Source organism: Erythrobacter oryzae, from assembly GCF_030271515.1.
Lineage (GTDB): Bacteria > Pseudomonadota > Alphaproteobacteria > Sphingomonadales > Sphingomonadaceae > Erythrobacter > Erythrobacter oryzae.
The window spans coordinates 191752-209713 of sequence record NZ_JASCXI010000003.1; the positions used below are offsets into that span (position 1 = coordinate 191752).

A 17962-nucleotide genomic window follows, 5' to 3' on the forward strand; every position below is an offset into this window, starting at 1 on the left:
GGGGCGGTAGAGCGGCGGAGCGCTAGCCGCTCATCCGCCCTTGCTCTTCGCCACCATCGCGTCCCATTGCTCCCACGCGATCGCGCGTCCGGGGTAGGCGACATTCGAAAAGGGCCAGTCGCGGGCGAGCCATTTTTGGGTCCAGGCGTAAAGCTCGGCGTCGAAGCCCGCCTCATATTCGGCGGCTGTCACCCACATCACAACTTGCGCGTCGTGGCCGGGGGCCTTGCTCGGATAGACATAGACGCAGCCGCGCTCGCGCGTGCCGTCGGGGGTGAGGACGGCGTAGGCGAAGGATTCGCGCCGTGCGAAACGCCCCGCTTCGGTCTCCATGTCGATAGCCGCGTCGTTCAAGGTGATCTTGTCGTTGGGCCAGCCGGTCGAGCGGGTGAAGGTCGCCTGCAAATGCGCGATCGAGGACATGTAGGCGCGGTAGTCGATCTCGGTCAGCGCGGGGCCCAGCGGCACGAGCTTGAAGCCCGGCCCCTCGATCAGCGTCGGCACGGCGAAATCGGGGGCGATCCACGGGGCGGGGGCGGCGGATGCGGCGGGGGTCTGCGCCTCAGCGGCCCAAGGTGTCGTTGCCACCAGCAGCGCGGCTGCCGCCATCCCCATCGCGCCGATCTGCCGCATCGCTTCGCCCCCTTTCGCATAGCCCCGCCACGCGATTTTCCTACACCGCACAAAGCGGCTAAAGGATGGGCGGCTCTTTCCCTTCGTGAACCCCGCGCTTGCCCATGGCAATTGCGCGAATGACGCAATTCGCGGTGTCGGCGACGCACCTGCGCGCCGCGGAATCATGTGAACTTCGGAATCGCCCCGCAAGCTCCTGAAATGCAGAGTGAATTCCTGTAGGAATGCAGGTTTTGCAATGTGAACTTCGTGAACTTCGCCCGCGCCCGCGCCCGCCTCAGCCCCGGTACAGCCCGTCGATCCGCTCCTGATAGCGCTCGCGGATCTTGTGACGCCGGATCTTCATGCTCGGCGTCATCTCCTCGTTCTCGATGGTGAAGGCCTCGTCGGCAAAGGCGAACTGGCGGACCTTTTCGATCACCGAGAGGTCGGCATTGGTCCGGTCGACCGCGGCGCGCACCGCGTTCTTGAAGGCAGGCAGCTCCTGCAGCGCCTTCAAGTCGAACTTCTCGCCGTTCGCCCGCGCCCATTCGAGCGCCCATTCGGCATCGGGCACGATCAGGCCCACGACATAGGGCCGCTTGTCCCCGCTCACCATCGCCTGCGCGATCTCGGGCTGGAGCGTCAGCATCCCCTCGACCTTCTGGGGCGCGATATTGTCGCCCTTGTCGTTGACGATCATGTCCTTCTTGCGGTCAGTGATCTTGATCCGGCCCTTGTGATCCAGATGCCCGATGTCGCCGGTGTGGAGCCAGCCGTCCTGCAAGGTGCGCGCGGTCTCGGCGTCGTTGCGCCAGTAGCCGTGCATGACGAGCTCGCCGCGCACCAGGATCTCGCCATCCTCGGCGATCCGCACCTCGACCCCGCGCATCGCCGGGCCGACGGTGTCCATCCTGAGGCCGACGCTCGGCCGGTTGCAGCTGATCACCGGCCCGGCCTCGGTCTGGCCGTAGCCTTGCAGCATGGTGAGGCCCATCGCCTCGAAGAAGTTGCCGACTTCGGGGTTGAGCGGCGCCCCGCCCGAGACCATCGCCTTGATCCGCCCGCCGAATTTCTGGCGGATCTTGGGCCGCAGCGTCTTCTCGACGAGGAAGTCCATCGGCCGGTCACGCAGGCGCTTCTTGCCGTCGCGCGCGTTGCCCGCGATCTTGAGCGCGTTGTCCATCATGAAGTTGGCGACCTTGCCCTGCTTTTCGACCTGCTTCATGATCCGCGTGCGCAGCACCTCGAACAGACGCGGGACGACGACCATGATGGTGGGGCGCGTCTCCTCGATGTTGGAGGCGAGCTTCTCGAGCCCTTCCGAATAGAAGATCTCCGCGCCGACCCCGATGGGGAGATATTGCCCGCCGGTGTGCTCGTAGGCGTGGGAGAGCGGCAGGAAGGAGAGAAAGCGCTCGTCCTTGATGCCGAAGTCGGTGAGCAGGATCTCCGCCGCGCCCGCGACGTTGCACAGGATCGAGCCGTGGTGCTGCATCACGCCCCGGGGGGCGCCGCCGGTGCCGCTGGTGTAGATGAGGCAGGCGGTGTCCTCGCGCGCGATGCGGGCGATGCGCGCGTCGACCGCAGCGCGCGCGGCGGCGGCGTCTCCGGTGACGAGGCTCGCCCAGTCGTGCCATTCGAAGCTGCCCGATTGCTGGCGCTTCAGGTTCTCGAAGCCGATGACGTGCTCGACCAGCCCCGTCTGCCCGATCGCGCCGACCAGCGGGGCGAGCAGCTTCTCGTTCGAGACGAACACCGCGCGCGCGCCCGAATTGTCGAGGATGTGCGCGTGATCGCGGCGGGTGTTGGTGGTGTAGGTGGGGACGGTGATGCACCCGGCGGCCATCACCGCGAGGTCGGCGATGCACCACTCGGGGCGGTTTTCGGAGACCAGCGCGACGCGGTCACCATCGGCAAGGCCCATCGCCCGCAGGGCCTCGGCCATGAGGCACACCTGCTCGGCCGCCGAGCGCCAGGTCTGTGTCACCCACTGGCCGCCAGTCTTGTGGCCGAGGAAGGGGGCGTCGCCCTTCTCGTCGGCGCGCTTGAGGAACAGCTCCACGAGGTTCTGCGCGTTGTCGATGTCCTGCAAGACCTGCGGGTCCGCGGGGTTGGCGACCGCGCGGGCAGAATGGGGCAGCGTGGGGGAATGCACTGGCAAAGGCTCCTGATCCCTTCGAGACATTGTCCGGGGCTCAAGGTGCGACCCCGCTTGAGGCCCTGATTAGAGGGTGCGGGCCGTAGCGGCAAGCACCTGCGACCGGCTTGTCAGGGGGTGACGACGCTGACGAGACGCGGTTCGGTCGCGACTTCCCAGTTGCCGTCGGCGCGGCGGCCCAGCGCATTGGCCTTGATCGGCGCCGCCCCGGCGCGGATGCCCTTGTGGCCGAGCCGCTCGAGCTCCGCCTGCATGGCGACGAGCGCGGTGCCCTCCTCGATCAGCAGCGCGTCGCCGAAGGCCATCGCGAAGGGAAGGGCGAGCGCGTCCTGCGCGCCGAGCTTGAAGTCGAGCACCCCGATGATGCCGCGCGCGACGGTGACGGGGATCGTCGGCCCGCCCGCCGCACCGATCACCAGCACCACCTTGCCGCCCTCGTCGTAGACGATGGTCGGCGCCATCGAGGAGCGCGGGCGCTTGCCGCCCTCGACCCGGTTGGCGACGGGCTTGCCGCCTTCCTCGGGCGTCAGAGTGAAGTCGGTCAGCTCGTTGTTGAGGTAGAAGCCGCGGAAATGCAGCCCCGATCCGAAGGCGCCCTCGATGGTCGAGGTGTAGCTGACCGCGGTCCCGGCAGCATCGACCACGGCGAAGTGGGTGGTGCCGTGCTCGGGCTCCTCCGGCCCGTCCCCGCGGGCGAGCGGCGCGCCGGGGGGCACGCCGGGTTCCGCCTTGGCGATGGTGCTCGCCGGATCGATCAGCGCCGAACGCCTGGCGAGATAGGCGCCGTCGACCAGACCCTCGGTCGGCACGTCGACGAAGTCGCTGTCGCCCGAATAGAGCTCGCGGTCGGCATAGGCGAGGCGCTGGCTCTCGATGAAGAGGTGCCAGAACACCGGGCTGTCGGGGCCCAATGCGGCAAGGTCGAAGCGTTCGAGCTGGCCGAGCATCTGCGCCACCGCGATCCCGCCCGAGGACGGCGGCCCCATGCCGCAGATCTTGTAGACGCGGTAGCGGATGCAGACAGGCGCGCGCTCCTTCGCCGTGTAGCCGGTGACGTCGGCGGCGGTCATCTTGCCGTCCTGCGGGGTGGCGGCGGCGACATGCCCGGCGAGCGCGGCGGCGGGAGCGGGGCCGTAGAAGGCCTCCGGGCCCTTGGCCGCGAGGATGCGGAAGGTGGCGGCGAGCTCCGGCACGCGCACGGTCGAGCCGACCGGCAGCGGCTCGCCATCGGCGCCGAAGAACACCGCGCGCGCCGCATCCGACTTGTCGGCGCGGCCCTTGTTGCCCTTGAGCGATTCGAACAGCCGCTGGTTCATCACGAAGCCATCCTCGGCGAGCGCGATGGCGGGCTCGAACAGCTTGGCCCAGGCGAGCTCGCCATGCGCGGCGTGCGCCTTGGCGGCGAGCGCGAGATTGCCCGGCACCCCGACGCTGAGGCCCGAGAAGACGCGGGGTTCGCGCGGGAGCACCTTGCCCGCAGCGTCGAGGAAGCGGGTCGGCGTGGCGGCGGCCGGAGCGGTCTCGCGCCCGTCATAGGTGACCAGCGAACCGCTCGCGGCATCGCTGCGCACCATGAAGCCGCCGCCGCCGATGCCGGAGCTCTGCGGCTCGACCACGGTCAGCGCCAGCATCACTGCGATGGCGGCGTCGGTCGAGGAGCCTCCAGCTGCGAGGATCGCCTCGCCCGCCGCGGTCGCGCGCGGATCGGCGCTGCTGACGGCGCCTGCCTGCATCGGGACAGCTTCGGCCTTCGCCGTCGTCTGGGTGGTGGCGCAGCCCGAAAGGACGAGGGCGAAGGGGGCGGCGAGGGCGAGGAGAATGCGCATGGCCGAGGGTGCTATTCGCTTCCCACCGCTTCGGCAATGCTGGCGAAGCCGTCGCGCCGCATCAGGCCCTCCAGCCCGCGCGCGATCCGCGCGCCGAGGCCGGGGCCTTCATAGACCATCGCGGAATAGAGCTGCACGAGGCTGGCACCCGCGCGGATACGCTCCCACGCGTGCTCGGCAGTGGCAATTCCGCCGACGCCGACGAGCGGAATTGCACCCCGGGTCGCCTTGCGGAAGTCGCGCAGGCGCTGGGTGGCGAGGGTCCGCAGGGGCGCGCCCGAGAGGCCGCCGGTCTCGCCCGCATGGTGCGAGCGCAAGGCGGGGCGGCTGATCGTGGTGTTCGACACGACCAGCGCGCCCAGCTGCTTGTCGATAGCTATGCGGGTGATGGCGTCGATGTCCGCAGGCTCGAGATCGGGCGCGACCTTGAGGAAGATCGGCGGCGTGACGCCCGCCTCGGCGCGCGCGGCGATCACCGCGTCGATGAGGCCGGTGAGCGCGCTTTCATCCTGCAATGCGCGCAGGCCCGGGGTGTTGGGGCTGGAGATGTTGACGCACAGGTAGCTCGCGTGCCGAGCCATCATCCGCGCCATCACGGCATAGTCGGCGATGCGGTCGGCGGAGTCCTTGTTCGCGCCGATATTGACCCCGACGATGCCGGACCGGCCCGCCCGCGCCTGCAATCGCGCCAGCGCCGCCGCGCCGCCGCCATTGTTGAACCCCATGCGGTTGATGACCGCCTGATCCTCGACCAGCCGGAACAGCCGCGGCTTGGGGTTGCCCGCCTGCGGCAGCGGCGTGATCGAGCCGACCTCGGTAAAGCCGAAGCCCAATCCCAGCAGCGCGTCGGGCACCTCGGCATCCTTGTCGAAGCCCGCCGCGACCCCCACCGGATTGGGGAAGGCAAGCCCCGCCACCTCCACCGCCAGCGGTCCGGCTGCGGCAGGCGCGCGGGCCGGCAGCGCCGCCAGCGCTCGCAGCGCCAGGCGGTGCCCGGTTTCGGAATCGAGCGCGAAGACGGCGGGTCGGATCAGGCGGAACAGCATGGCCTCGCGCCTATGCGAGCGCGGCGCATGTGTCGAGCCTGATGCAGATTGGCGCAGACTTACAAGTCTTCCGGCCCTCCCGCACGCCTCCCTGTCGCTTGCATACAATCCGCCCACCGAATCCCCGTTTATTGCCCCCTTGCGACCCGAAGGGCTCGGAGCAGCAATGCTAAGAGTTCCTCAACTCAATGGGCGGTCTTCCCGACTGGGACGGCCGCCCTTTTTTATCGCGCCGCCTGTTTTATCTGACATTTGACGCCTTCGCGAATTGTGGCATGACGCCTGCCAGTTCGTCATGGATGCCCCCGCTGCCCCCAATGCTGCATTGCCGGAAGATCGCGAGGCCCTGACCGCGGCCGCGCTGATCGCGGTCGACTACATCGCCCCGCCCGAGCCGCTCGCGCCCTTCGTCACCACGCTCTACCACTTCCGCTGCGACGAGCCGGTGATCCGCGACATCCAGCCCGCCGCGATCGGCAATCTGTGCTTCTTCCCGCACGGCAAGGGCGAGATGCTGTTCGCTGCCGGGCACCGCGATCCCAACCACGAGGTCGGCCTGCTGACCCCGCTCTCGCGCGCGGCACCGATCGTGGTCGCGGGCCCGTTCCATGCCTTCGGCGCGGCGCTGACGCCTGTGGGCTGGGCGGCGCTCACCGGGCTCCACGCGGGCGAGCATCGCGACCGGCTGCTGCCCGCGGGCGCGGTGCTGGGGCCGGGGATCGACACGCTCGGGCAGGAGCTGCTCGCCGCCTACCGTGCCGGGGCCATAAGCGGGCGCGAGTGCGCGCTGGCGGTGGGCGGCTTCATCGGCGCGAACCTCAAGCGCGTGAACCCGCGCCACCTCGACCTCATCGCGGCGACCGGGCAATGGCTGGCGGCCTCCTTCAACCCCGATGTGAGCGCGCTGGCCGGGACGGCGGGCTATTCGGCGCGGCAGGTGCAGCGGCTGGTCGAGCGCTATTTCGGCCTTCCCCCGCGCGCGCTGGCCCGCAAATACCGCGCGCTGCGCGCCGCCGCGCTGCTCTCGGCCCCGCAGCTGTCGCTGGAAGACGAGGCCGAGATCGCCGAGGCCTTCTTCGACCAGTCGCACATGATCCGCGAGATCGCGCATTTCGTCGGCCGCACCCCGGCCCGGCTCGGCGATGCCTCGACGCCCTACCTCGCCGAGATGATCGACGCCCGCAACCTGCGCGAGCTGGGCGGCTGAGCGCCCTGGCATTCATGCGACTGGACAAGCCGCAAGGGGTGCGCAAGACAGGGCGAGGGGGCCATCATGCCCCGGGTCGCGCAAGAAGCCAGAGCAGGGGGGCCTCCGGTTGACGGGGGTGGGGTTGGTTGCCGTTTCGTACAAGCATGATCGCGCCGCCGGCCGGGGCAGAGGGGCTGGTCCACACCTTCTACACCATCGAAACCAGCGCGGAGAAGATCGAGGAGGCGGTCCCGGCCTATTCCGCGCAGCTGCTGGTGATGGTGCGCGGGCGGGTGCGTTTCACCTTCGCCGACGGCACCACCGGCACCTCGGCGCGCGTCTTCATCAACGCGCCCCAGATGCGCGCCGCCCGCGCGGTGCTCAAAGGGCCGGTGCTCCAGATCGGCGCCTCGCTCACCCATACCGCATGGCAGCGGCTGTCCAATCTGCCCGCGGACGAGGTGCACGACCGGCTGCTCCCGGCCCGGGCGGTGCTGCGCCCGGAGCAGATCGCCGCGCTCGAGGCCGCCGCCGAGGATTGCCGCGCGGGGCGGATCGCGCCCGGGGATGTCTGCGCCGTGCTCACCGAGGTGATCGCCGCGGGCCCCTATGCCCTGCGGCCCGATCACGAGGCGGTGGTCGAGGCGATCGGGCGCTGGCTGGCGAGCGGTTTCGATCCCGCATTGGCCGATCTCTATGCCGGCGTCGGCGTCTCGCCGCGGCAGGCCCAGCGCATCTGCCGGCGCTTCTTCGGGGTTGCCCCGGCGCAGGTGCTCAAGCGCTTCCGCGCCCTGCGCGCGGCGATGCTGCTGTCGCAGCCGGGGATCAGCCGCGAGGTGCACGACCAGCTGATGGCGACCTTCTTCGATCAGGCCCACCTGATCCGCGACATCCGCCGCTACACCGGGCGCACGCCCTCGCAGTTCCGGCGCGAGACGCTGGCCGACGAGCTGCTCGATCCGGCCGCGCATGGCGATGCCGGAGCGCCGCTCAAACCCGCCGCCGAATGAGGCATTGGCGGCTTGTAATGCGAGCGAAACGCTCCTAATTGCCAATTCGGACTGATTCCGTCCGAATTGAGAACCGCTCGCAATATGCGCCTGTCGAACCTTGCCGATTATGCCGTCATCACGATGTGCCAGGCCGCCCTGCACTGCGGCAGCGGGCGGGTGAGCGCGGCGGAGCTTGCGACCGAGACCGGGCTGCCGGTGCCGACGGTGCAGAAGCTGGTCTCGAAGCTGACCGCGGCGGGCCTCTTGCGCTCTGTGCGCGGCGCGCATGGGGGTCTCCAGCTCGGGCGTCCGGCGGCGGCAATCACGGTCGCGGACATTGTCGAGGCGATCGAGGGCCGCATCGCGCTCACCGCCTGCATCGACCACACCCCCTGCGATTTCGAGAGCGGGTGCAACATGAAGCCGCACTGGCCGATCATCAACAACGCGCTGCGCGGCGCGCTGGCGGGCATCACCCTCGCCCAGCTGCGCGGCCCGGTCGCCCCTGCGACCACCCCTGAGGACCATCTGGCATGAGCGACGACATCGAAATCCAGGACCGCGAGGCGCGCGAGGCGGCGGCGAAAGTCGCCGATTACGAACATGGCTGGTCGGCCGAGATCGACACCGAGTTCGCGCCCAAGGGCCTCACCGAGGACACCGTCCGCTTCATCAGCGCCAAGAAGAACGAGCCCGAATGGATGCTCGACTGGCGCCTCAAGGCCTTCCGCCTGTGGCAGACGATGGAGGAGCCCGATTGGGCCAAGATCGGCTATCCCCCGATCGACTACCAAGACGCCTATTACTACGCCGCGCCCAAGAAGAAGATCGAGCTGGACAGCCTCGATGACCTCGATCCCGAGATCAAGCGCGTCTACGACAAGCTCGGCATCCCGCTGGGCGAGCAGGAAGTGCTCGCCGGGGTCAAGGGCGCGAAGAAGGTCGCGGTCGACGCGGTGTTCGACAGCGTCAGCGTCGCCACCAGCTTCCGCGAGGAACTGCTGCGCGCGGGCGTGATCTTCCTCTCGATCTCCGAGGCGATCCGCGAATATCCCGAGCTGGTGAAGAAGTGGCTCGGCAAGGTCGTGCCGGTGCGCGACAACTACTTCGCGGCGCTGAACTGCGCGGTCTTCTCCGACGGCACCTTCGTCTACGTGCCTGAGGGCGTGCGCTGCCCGATGGAGCTCTCGACCTATTTCCGCATCAATGCCGAGAACACCGGCCAGTTCGAACGCACCCTGATCATCGCCGACAAGGGCGCCTATGTCAGCTACCTCGAAGGCTGCACCGCGCCGATGCGCGACGAGAACCAGCTCCACGCTGCGGTGGTCGAACTGGTCGCGCTCGACGATGCCGAGATCAAGTATTCCACGGTGCAGAACTGGTACCCCGGCAATGCCGAGGGCGTCGGCGGCATCTACAACTTCGTCACCAAGCGCGCTCTGTGCCAGGGGGATCGGTCGAAGGTCAGCTGGACGCAGGTCGAAACCGGTTCGGCGGTGACGTGGAAATACCCCTCCTGCGTCCTCAACGGCGAGGATTCTGTGGGCGAGTTCTACTCGGTCGCGGTCACCAACAATTACCAGCAGGCCGACACCGGCACCAAGATGATCCACAACGGCAAGAACAGCCGCTCGACGATCATCTCCAAGGGCATTTCGGCGGGCAAGTCGAACAACACCTATCGCGGGCTTGTGAGGGTCGGCCCGACCGCGAGCGGCGTGCGCAACTTCACCCAGTGCGACAGCCTGCTGCTCGGCGATCAATGCGGCGCGCACACCGTGCCCTATATCGAGGTGAAGAACCCCAGCGCCCAGATCGAGCACGAGGCGACCACCTCCAAGATCAGCGACGAACAGCTGTTCTACGCCATGCAGCGCGGCCTCGGCGAAGAGGAAGCCGTGGCGCTGATCGTCAACGGCTTTGCCAAGGACGTGCTGAAAGAACTGCCGATGGAGTTCGCGGTCGAGGCGCAGAAGCTGCTGGCGATTTCGCTTGAGGGGAGCGTGGGGTGAGAGCTTTCGCTTCCTCCTTGCTGCTTCTCGCGCTGCTTCTGAGCACTGGATGTTCGGGTGAGCGCGAACCTCGCTTGAAAGCCGCAAAAGCGTTTCGCGACGGCGCCGAGCAGTGTTTGCTGGCGGTTCGTGACAAGCGCCTGGATTACGAGCGAGCGGACGAATGCGGCGCACTCCGGGCACTCTCGCAGTCCTACATCAACCTCGGAGGCGACACTGAGGATGAAGAGGCTGACTCCAAGCTAATCGCTGAGCAAGGCCGCACCATGGCTTGGATGGCGAGAGCGATTTCAGCGTCCAACAATCCTGCAATTCGACTCTGGTGATATAATGACCACCCGCAAAACCCTCGCCCTCAACCCCGAGGCTGCCTCTGCCGCCGAAGCCCCCGCGCTCAAGAAGAAAGGCCGCGGGTGGGAGATTTCGGACAAGCGGCTCGATGCGCTGCACGAACAGGCGCGCGAATTGCGCCGCCATTCGTCCGACGCGCACAAGGCGCTCGCCGCGAAGTTCACCGCCGCCGATCTCGGCCGCTACACCTTCAAGCGCCACGCCGTGGTCGGTTCGGCGATCGTCGATTTCAACTGCCACAACCTGGGCCTCGCGCTCGCGATCGACGAGGAGGGGCAGAACGACACCCTCGCCAAGCGCCGCGACAAGAGCCTCGAGAGCGTCGGTATCAAGGTGATGCGCATCGCCGCCGCCGACATCCTCACCGATATCGACGCGGTGCTGAAGCAGCTCACCCAGGTGATGCGCGACCGCATCGCCGAGAAGAAGGAAGCCGCCCGCGCGCACAAGGCGGCCAACCCCAAGCAGACCTATTCGCGCCCCAAGCGCGCCGACACCGGCGACAAGCCCCGGGGGCGCAAGCCGTGACTCTTCCCCTTTCCCGTCATGCTGAACTCGTTTCAGCATCCATCCTGCCTCAAGCGCAGACAGCGCGGGCGGAGAAATGGACCCTGAAACAAGTTCAGGGTGACGAACATGCAGATGGAATTTCTTGAATGCTCGAAATCACCAACCTCCACGCCTCCGTCGGCGACAAGCCGATCCTCAAGGGCCTCACCCTGTCCGTCCCCGCGGGCGAGGTGCACGCGATCATGGGCCCCAACGGCGCGGGCAAGTCGACCCTGTCGAACGTGCTCGGCGGCAAGCCCGGGTACGAGGTGACCGCAGGGAGCGTGACCTTCCGGGGCGAGGACCTGCTGGCGCTCGAACCGCACGAGCGCGCGGCGAAGGGCCTGTTCCTCGGCTTCCAGTACCCGGTCGAGATCCCCGGCGTCTCCAACGTCCAGTTCCTGCGTGAGTCGCTGAACGCCCAGCGCAAGGCGCGCGGGGAGGAGCCTCTGTCGGGCGGCGAGTTCCTCAAGCTCGCCAAGGACAAGGCCGGGCTGCTCAAGATGGACATGGAAATGCTCAAGCGGCAGGTCAATGTCGGCTTCTCGGGGGGCGAGAAGAAGCGCGCCGAGATGGTGCAGATGGGCATCCTCGACCCCGCCTTCGCGGTGCTGGACGAGACCGACAGCGGCCTCGATATCGATGCGCTCAGGATCGTCGGCGCGGGGATCAACGCGATCATGCGCGCGCCGGATAAAGCCGTGCTCCTGATCACCCACTACCAGCGCCTGCTCGACGTCGTGAAGCCCGACAAGGTCAGCATCCTCGCGGGTGGCCGCATCGTCGAGACCGGTGGGCCGGAACTTGCGCTGCGGCTCGAGGCCGAGGGCTATGACGCGGTGATGGCGTGATGCTGATGGCCGCCCTTGCCCTTGCCGCCGCGCAGCCTGCCGCCGAAACTACGGCTGAGCCGCCGGCCGACAACGAGATCACGGTCGTCGCCAACCGCCTGCGCGACTGGGCGGGGCGCTGGAAGCTGCGCAAGGGTGCGATCGCCTGCAAGACCACGCGCTCGACCGGCGACAAGGCCATCGACGCAATCGGCTGCAACGCACTGGTGCAATGCCTGACGCCCCTTGCCCCGCAGTTTTCCGCACTCGAGAAAGCAAAGCTCTCGCAGGAGGAAACCGCGTCGCGTGCACGGGCACTGCATGAAGAGGCAAAAGTCTGGGAGTGCGTGACGGACCGCCGGTCAGATGCCATCGCCGCGCTTGTCGCCGCCCGCCGGAGCAAGCGGTCATGACCCTCGCAACCCTCCCCACGCGCCGCGATGAAGCATGGCGCTATGCCGATATGGACGGGCTGGCGCGGCTTGGCGTCGCGGCGCTCGACCAGTGGCAGGCGATCGACGTTCCCGCTGGCGAGAGCGTGACGCGGTGCCTCGTGGTCGGCTCCGACGCGCCCGAATTGCACCGCTTCCGCGTCACTCTGGGCGAGGGTGCGACGGCGGCGTTCTTCGTCACCAATGCTGGCGGCGATTACACCCGCGTCGAGGTCGAGGTGCGGCTCGCCAAGGGTGCCCATTTCGAATTCGGCGGCGTCACCATCGGCGGGGCGGGGGTCACCCGCGAATTCGTCACGCAGGTCGTCCATGCCGAGCCGGAAGCCACCTCCAACCAGACCGTGCGCGCGGTCCACTGGGCCGGGGCGACGGGCAATTTCCTCGGCGAGATCAAGGTCGCGCGCCACGCGCAGAAGACCGACGCCGCACAGGACTTCAAGGGCCTGCTGCTCGAAGCCGGGGCGAGCGCCAATGCCGTCCCCCAGCTCGAGATCTTCGCCGACGACGTCAAATGCGCCCACGGCGCCACCGTCGGCGCGCTCGAGGAAGCCGCGCGCTTCTACATGATGGCGAGGGGCCTCGACCCCGCCACGGCCCAGCGGTTGCTGGTGCAGGCCTTCATCGGCGACGCCTTCGTGGCGCTGGAGGACGAGGCAGAGCGCGAAACGCTGCTCGATGCCGCGCTGGCGGCGCTGGAGGGGGCGAAGCTGTGAGCCTGATTCTAGCCCTCGCGCTCGCCCAGGCGTCTGCCGTGACCGGCACCGTGCCGCAGCCGAATGCGGAACTCGACGCCGCCCACACCTGCCTGCGCGCCGGTGTGGCCGAGCGACTGATGAGGAAAGAACCCGCCCCGGCCGCCGAAGAACGCTGGGATTGGGCGGTTCGGATCACGGCAGCTTGCGAGGACCGGATCATTGCCGCCGCCAACAGCGGGGGCTCTGTCTATGTCCTGGGCGATCATGCGCATAGCTCGATCTCCAAGCTGGACCTGCTTCGGGCCGAAGCCAACTACTTCGTCGATCGCCTGATCCGCGAGCATTACGAGGCCAAGGCATGAACGCCCCGACCACCATCGAGCGCGACCTGCGCACCGACTTCCCCGGCATGGTCACCCATGACGGCAAGCCCTGGCACTACCTCGATACCGCCGCCACCGCGCAGAAGCCGCGTGCGGTGATCGACGCCATGGCGCGTGCGCTCGGCGAAGATTACGCGACGGTCCACCGCGGGGTCTACACCCGCTCGGCGGAGATGACGCTCGCTTATGAGGCGGCGCGGCGCACCGTCGCGCGGTTCATCGGCGGGCACGAGGACGAGCTGGTCTTCACCCGCGGCGCGACCGAGGCGATCAACCTCGTCGCGCAGACCTGGGGCCGGGCGAACCTCAGGGCGGGGGACCGCATCCTGCTCTCGCTGGCCGAGCACCATTCGAACATCGTGCCGTGGCAGATGGTTGCCGAGGAGGTGGGCGCGATCATCGACGTGTGCCCGCTCACGCATGACCACCGGATCGACCTCGACGCTGCCGAAGCGATGCTGACGGACGCGCACAAGCTTGTGGCCTTCGGCCATGTCTCGAACGTCACGGGCGCGCTGCTCGATGCTCCGCGCGCCGCCGCGCTGGCGCACAAGGTGGGCGCGAAGCTGCTGCTCGACGGGTGCCAGAGCGCGCCGCACATGGGCGTGGACGTGGCGGCGCTCGCTTGCGATTTCTACGTGTTTTCCGCCCACAAGCTCTACGGCCCGACCGGGATCGGGGCGCTGTGGGCGCGCAAGGACATCCTCGCCGCTATGCCCCCCTATCAAGGCGGAGGGGCGATGATCGACCGGGTGACCTTCGCCAAGACCACCTACGCCAGCGGGCCGCAGCGGTTCGAGGCCGGGACGCCCGCGATCACCGAGGCGGTCGCGTTCGCCGCCGCGGTCGACTACGTCGCGGCCATCGGCCCCGCGCGCATCCACGCGCACGAGCAGGCGCTGGTCGCCAAACTCCGCCGCGAACTGGGCGCGATGAATGACGTCACGCTGTTCGGCCCCGCCGACAGCGCCGGGATCGTCAGCTTCGCGCTCGACGACATTCACCCCCACGACCTCGGCACGATCCTCGACGAAAGCAACGTCGCGATCCGCGCCGGGCACCACTGCGCCCAGCCGCTGATGGACTATCTCGGCGTCCCCGCCACCGCGCGCGCCAGCTTCGGCCTCTACTCGACCGAGGCCGATGTCGACGCGCTGCTCGCCGGGATCGCCCGCACCCGCAAGATTTTTGGAAGAGGATGAGAGCGATGGACAGCTCAGCCGAAAAGCCCCCCCGCGCCCGCGTCTCCGACGCCGTGGACACCGAGGAGGCAGCACCCCGCACCCGCGACTATCTCGACGGCTTCCTCGCCGCCAAGCCGCCCGAGGGCCCGGTGGGCGGCGAAGGCAGCGACCTGCAGGCCGACGTCATCGAGGCGCTGCGCGAGATTTTCGACCCGGAAATCCCGGTCAACATCTATGATCTCGGCCTGATCTACGGGGTCGAGGTCGACGAGAACCGTGACGCCACCGTCACCATGACGCTCACAACGCCGCATTGCCCGGTCGCGGAATCGATGCCGGGCGAGGTCGAACTGCGCGTCTCAAGCGTGCCGGGTATCCGCGATGCCGAGGTCAATCTCGTCTGGGACCCGCCGTGGGGCCCGCACAAGATGAGCGACGAGGCGCGGCTCGAGCTAGGGATGCTGTGAGCGACGCCGCCACCCTTGCGATCACCCTCGCGGATTACCGCGATGCGCGCGATGCGGCGGACGTCGTGGCGCTGCTCGATGCCTACGCCCGCGATCCGATGGGCGGCGGCGAGCCTTTGCGCGACGACGTCAGGGCGCGGCTGACCGATGATCTGGCGGCCAATCCGCAGGCCTTCTCGCTGATCGCGCGTATCGACGAGCGCGCCGTAGGCCTCGCCAATTGCTTCATGGGCTATTCGACCTTCGCCGCTGCGCCGCTGGTCAATATCCACGATCTCGCGGTGCTGCCCGAGACGCGCGGGCGCGGCGTAGGCAAGGCGCTCCTGCAAGCGGTCGAGGCCGAGGCCTTGAAGCGCGGGGCCTGCAAGATCACATTGGAAGTGCTGAGCGGCAATCCGGCGCGGCACCTTTATGCGCGCGAAGGCTATGGCGACTACCAGCTCGATCCCGCCACCGGGCACGCGCTGTTCTGGCAGAAGAGGCTCAAATGACCGACACGACCACGACGTCTCGCCCCGCCCCCAAGGCCGCCGTCACGCTCACGGCCAGCGCCGAAGCGCGCATCGCCGAGCTGATGAGCAAAGCCCCCGCTGACGCCATCGGCGTCAAGCTCTCGACGCCCCGCCGGGGCTGCTCGGGCCTCGCCTATTCGGTCGACTACGTCACCACCGAAGCCAAGTTCGACGAGAAGATCCCCACCCCCGGCGGCGTGTTCTACATCGACGGCGCGAGCGTGCTCTACCTCGTCGGCAGCATCATGGACTGGCGCGAGGACGATTTCACCGCGGGCTTCGTGTTCGAAAACCCCAACGCCAAGGGCGCCTGCGGCTGCGGCGAGAGCTTCATGGTGTGACCCCGCCCGATCGTGACGCCCAGCGCATCGCCCAGCGCGGGCGCGAGGTGCAGGCGATCATCGCGCGGATGGAAGGCGAGCGCGCGGCGCTGGAGGCGCAGCTGGCTGACAGCGCGCCCGAAGATCAGGCCCGGATCGAGACCGAAATCCTCCACCTCTCGCTGGCTCTCAGCGAGTTGCGGCGCGGGCACTACGGCGGCGGTTAGTCCGCTTGCGCGAGCCGCGCGATCAGGCGGGTTTCGAGCTCGTCGACCTCGCCATCGGCCTGCACCATCCGGTCGAGCCATTCGCTCTCGTAGGTGGTGATCTTCTCGCCCTCGGCGGCAAGCGCGCCGTAGTCGGGGCCGGAAGGCTGCTTCTTCCCGAACACCTTGCCGAAGTGGTTGCCGACATTGGGCGCCTCGCGCACAACGCGCCCCAGGAAGCCGCCGAGGTTGACGCGGTTGTCAGCGACGAAGGCTTCCAGCTCGCGCTTGCGCTCGTGGCTCAGCTGGGCGCTGGGGAGGGCGAAGCCCTTCATGAAATTGGCGACGCCGTCGAGGAACAGGTCGTCCCACTCGGCTGCGTTCTCGTCGGCGAGGGTCGCGTCCTTCAGGCGGAACAGCATTTCGGCATCGTGGCGGGTGACGGCGGCGGGGCCGTGGCCGCCGCTCGCGAAGATCACGCGGCGCACGATCCGGCATTCGGCCGAGGTGATGTGCGTGGCGCTGAGGTCGCCGCCGTGGCGCGTCGGGCCCTCGCCGTGCAGCACCGCGTGTTCGACCTTGGCGAGGACGTAGTCCTTGAGCCGGTCGGGGGTGTTCTCGGCGCGCTCGAGGATGCGCACCAGCGCCTCGAGTTCGGCCATGCTATCGACCTTCCCGTCACGCTCGACCTGCGCGATCAGCCACTCGGCTTCCTCGAGGTTGCACTGGAGGCGCGGCGGGGTGCCATTGAGGACATGCTCGCCGATCGCCTCGACGAAGAAGTCGACCCATTCGGGGGTGCGGTGGGTGAGCGCCTGGTTGAGCGTGAACAGCGCCTCGGCCTCTTCGCGGGTGATGATGCCATCGCCCCAGCCTTCGCGGCGCAGGGCGAGAAGCTCGTCGGCGGTGATCTGGCCATCGGCGGCAGCGGCCCGCGCGACTTGGAGGAACTGGGTGGTCACGGTGGTCTATCCCCTGTGGTCTTCGCGGGGAGCCATGCCACAGACAGGCTTAAGACCGGGTTACCTTCTCTCGATCTCGCGCAGGCACTCGCCCGGGTCGGCCGCCGCGCCGCCCTGCCTGAGGCGTGCGGCGACGTGGGTCGCGGTCGGCTCTGCGGCAGCGGCGACGGGGTAGAGGTAGATGTCGAGCACGCAGGTGGCGCCGGCGAACTGGAGCTTCCGCGCATCGCCCTCGGCCAGGTCGATGCGGGGGCTGCCGAAGCGCGCGGTGAGCGCGGCGGCGGGCGAGCCGATCACGCCGGAGAGGCCCGCGGGGGCCATCACCTCGGGCACGACGACGATGGTGCTGCGCGGGGTGGCCGGGGCGGAGGGGCGGAAGCCGGGGCGGGGGACCGACGAGGCGGGCTTGCGCTGAGGGGCCGCGCCGCCCGCGCAGCCGCCAAGCGCCGCTGCCAGCAGCGCCGCGGTGAGGAGGGCTGCGGCTCTCACGCCTTGGCTCCGACCCGGCGCAGCACCAGATGCGTCCCCGCCGCCGCGCCGACCAGAGGGGCGACGAGGTTCACCAGCGGCACCGCCATCATCGCCGCCACCACCGCGCCGAGCAGGATGCGCTCGGCCTTGGGCACGGGGTTGGCGCGCTCGTCACCGCAGCAGTGCCGCAGCCACGCCATGTCGGTCAGCTCCCTCCCGAGCAGCACCGCGTTGACCGCGAGGAACACCAGCGCCGGGCCCACCGCGGTGAACACCAGCACCGCCGCCACCGGCAGCGCCAGCAGGTTGTAGCCCAGCGCCCGCATCAGGCCCTTGCTTGCCACCGCCACCTCGCGCGCCAGCGGCAGCGGCTGGGCGCGCTTGGCGAGCTCGGGGTAGTGCTTCGCTTCGACCGCCGCCACCACCTCGTCGGCGAAGAGCTGGAGCACCGCCAGCGCCACCACCCGGAACAGCAGCCAGAATGCGAGGAGGCTCACCGCCAGCCACACCGCGACCACCAGCGGACCCGCCACATCCGCCGGCAGCAGCCCCGCGACCCACGGGCTCTCCCGCAGCCACCCGAGGCCGAACCACATCCCCACGCTCGCCGCCGCGAACACCGCCAGCGTCACCGCGACGCTCTTGAGCCCCACGCCCACGACGGCGCGGTCCGAGAGCTGGCCAAAGGCCTTTACGATGGCGGCGGGAACGGCGGACATGCCCCTTGCGATGCGCACGC

At 68.7% G+C, this 17962-nt stretch carries 22 protein-coding genes; 15 read left to right on the forward strand and 7 right to left on the reverse strand.

Going from position 1 to position 17962, the window contains the following annotated elements; translation table 11 throughout:
• Window positions 1-30: 30 nt before the first annotated feature.
• From PFX90_RS09735 to PFX90_RS09750, 4 genes are all read right to left on the reverse strand, one after another.
• Window positions 31-633 carry a twin-arginine translocation pathway signal protein gene (locus PFX90_RS09735; RefSeq protein WP_285712239.1) on the reverse strand — a complete coding sequence of 201 codons (603 nt, stop codon included), beginning with the start codon at window positions 631-633 and terminating at the stop codon, window positions 31-33.
• A 277-nt stretch (window positions 634-910) separates the two neighbouring features.
• Complete coding sequence (locus tag PFX90_RS09740) at window positions 911-2707, reverse strand: AMP-dependent synthetase/ligase (RefSeq protein WP_285712841.1); 1797 nt, start codon at window positions 2705-2707, stop codon at window positions 911-913.
• 176 nt (window positions 2708-2883) lie between these two features.
• Window positions 2884-4599, reverse strand: coding sequence for a gamma-glutamyltransferase (ggt, locus tag PFX90_RS09745; protein WP_285712240.1), 1716 nt, complete (start codon window positions 4597-4599; stop codon window positions 2884-2886).
• 11 nt (window positions 4600-4610) lie between these two features.
• A complete protein-coding gene (locus PFX90_RS09750) occupies window positions 4611-5645 on the reverse strand; it encodes a quinone-dependent dihydroorotate dehydrogenase (protein WP_285712241.1) in 1035 nt (344 codons plus the stop codon).
• A 295-nt stretch (window positions 5646-5940) separates the two neighbouring features.
• Here PFX90_RS09750 and PFX90_RS09755 point away from each other — a divergent pair, with 295 nt between their 5' ends.
• The 15 genes from PFX90_RS09755 to PFX90_RS09825 all read left to right on the forward strand — a co-directional run bounded on the left by PFX90_RS09755 (window position 5941) and on the right by PFX90_RS09825 (window position 15811).
• Window positions 5941-6852 (forward strand): helix-turn-helix domain-containing protein, encoded by a 912-nt coding sequence (locus tag PFX90_RS09755; protein WP_285712242.1) that lies wholly within the window; start codon window positions 5941-5943, stop codon window positions 6850-6852.
• 146 nt (window positions 6853-6998) lie between these two features.
• Entirely contained in the window at window positions 6999-7844 is an 846-nt protein-coding gene (locus PFX90_RS09760) for a helix-turn-helix domain-containing protein (protein WP_285712243.1), read from the forward strand.
• An 84-nt stretch (window positions 7845-7928) separates the two neighbouring features.
• On the forward strand, window positions 7929-8363 hold the full coding sequence (locus PFX90_RS09765) for an SUF system Fe-S cluster assembly regulator (protein ID WP_285712244.1): 435 nt from the start codon (window positions 7929-7931) through the stop codon (window positions 8361-8363).
• The gene (gene sufB, locus PFX90_RS09770) at window positions 8360-9841 is read left to right on the forward strand and encodes a Fe-S cluster assembly protein SufB (RefSeq protein ID WP_285712245.1); all 1482 of its coding nucleotides are present in this window, start codon (window positions 8360-8362) and stop codon (window positions 9839-9841) included. The genes PFX90_RS09765 and sufB overlap by 4 nt, the downstream gene beginning before the upstream one ends.
• 17 nt (window positions 9842-9858) lie before the next feature.
• Entirely contained in the window at window positions 9859-10167 is a 309-nt protein-coding gene (locus tag PFX90_RS09775) for a hypothetical protein (RefSeq protein ID WP_285712246.1), read from the forward strand.
• Between the two features lie 4 nt (window positions 10168-10171).
• Entirely contained in the window at window positions 10172-10720 is a 549-nt protein-coding gene (locus tag PFX90_RS09780; protein WP_285712247.1) for an endonuclease domain-containing protein, read from the forward strand.
• Between the two features lie 128 nt (window positions 10721-10848).
• The gene (gene sufC, locus PFX90_RS09785) at window positions 10849-11592 is read left to right on the forward strand and encodes a Fe-S cluster assembly ATPase SufC (protein WP_285712248.1); all 744 of its coding nucleotides are present in this window, start codon (window positions 10849-10851) and stop codon (window positions 11590-11592) included.
• The gene (locus tag PFX90_RS09790) at window positions 11592-11984 is read left to right on the forward strand and encodes a hypothetical protein (protein ID WP_285712249.1); all 393 of its coding nucleotides are present in this window, start codon (window positions 11592-11594) and stop codon (window positions 11982-11984) included. The genes sufC and PFX90_RS09790 overlap by 1 nt, the downstream gene beginning before the upstream one ends.
• Window positions 11981-12736, forward strand: coding sequence for a SufD family Fe-S cluster assembly protein (locus PFX90_RS09795; protein ID WP_285712250.1), 756 nt, complete (start codon window positions 11981-11983; stop codon window positions 12734-12736). Before PFX90_RS09790 ends, PFX90_RS09795 begins: the two co-directional genes overlap by 4 nt.
• A gap of 38 nt (window positions 12737-12774) precedes the next feature.
• Window positions 12775-13080 carry a hypothetical protein gene (locus PFX90_RS09800; protein ID WP_285712251.1) on the forward strand — a complete coding sequence of 102 codons (306 nt, stop codon included), beginning with the start codon at window positions 12775-12777 and terminating at the stop codon, window positions 13078-13080.
• Window positions 13077-14303 carry an aminotransferase class V-fold PLP-dependent enzyme gene (locus PFX90_RS09805; protein WP_285712252.1) on the forward strand — a complete coding sequence of 409 codons (1227 nt, stop codon included), beginning with the start codon at window positions 13077-13079 and terminating at the stop codon, window positions 14301-14303. Before PFX90_RS09800 ends, PFX90_RS09805 begins: the two co-directional genes overlap by 4 nt.
• Window positions 14304-14308: 5 nt before the next feature.
• Window positions 14309-14752 (forward strand): SUF system Fe-S cluster assembly protein, encoded by a 444-nt coding sequence (locus PFX90_RS09810; RefSeq protein WP_285712253.1) that lies wholly within the window; start codon window positions 14309-14311, stop codon window positions 14750-14752.
• A complete protein-coding gene (locus PFX90_RS09815; protein WP_285712254.1) occupies window positions 14749-15243 on the forward strand; it encodes a GNAT family N-acetyltransferase in 495 nt (164 codons plus the stop codon). The genes PFX90_RS09810 and PFX90_RS09815 overlap by 4 nt, the downstream gene beginning before the upstream one ends.
• On the forward strand, window positions 15240-15605 hold the full coding sequence (locus tag PFX90_RS09820; RefSeq protein ID WP_285712255.1) for a HesB/IscA family protein: 366 nt from the start codon (window positions 15240-15242) through the stop codon (window positions 15603-15605). Before PFX90_RS09815 ends, PFX90_RS09820 begins: the two co-directional genes overlap by 4 nt.
• Window positions 15602-15811 carry a hypothetical protein gene (locus tag PFX90_RS09825; RefSeq protein ID WP_285712256.1) on the forward strand — a complete coding sequence of 70 codons (210 nt, stop codon included), beginning with the start codon at window positions 15602-15604 and terminating at the stop codon, window positions 15809-15811. Before PFX90_RS09820 ends, PFX90_RS09825 begins: the two co-directional genes overlap by 4 nt.
• Here the strand turns inward: PFX90_RS09825 and PFX90_RS09830 are convergent.
• Genes PFX90_RS09830 through PFX90_RS09840 form a run of 3 tightly spaced genes read right to left on the reverse strand, consistent with a single transcriptional unit; the run spans window position 15808 to window position 17942 of the window.
• Complete coding sequence (locus PFX90_RS09830) at window positions 15808-16752, reverse strand: hypothetical protein (protein WP_285712257.1); 945 nt, start codon at window positions 16750-16752, stop codon at window positions 15808-15810. The genes PFX90_RS09825 and PFX90_RS09830 overlap by 4 nt on opposite strands.
• A 60-nt stretch (window positions 16753-16812) precedes the next feature.
• On the reverse strand, window positions 16813-17241 hold the full coding sequence (locus PFX90_RS09835) for a hypothetical protein (protein WP_285712258.1): 429 nt from the start codon (window positions 17239-17241) through the stop codon (window positions 16813-16815).
• Entirely contained in the window at window positions 17238-17942 is a 705-nt protein-coding gene (locus PFX90_RS09840; protein WP_285712259.1) for an EI24 domain-containing protein, read from the reverse strand. The genes PFX90_RS09835 and PFX90_RS09840 overlap by 4 nt, the downstream gene beginning before the upstream one ends.
• Window positions 17943-17962: the final 20 nt, after the last annotated feature.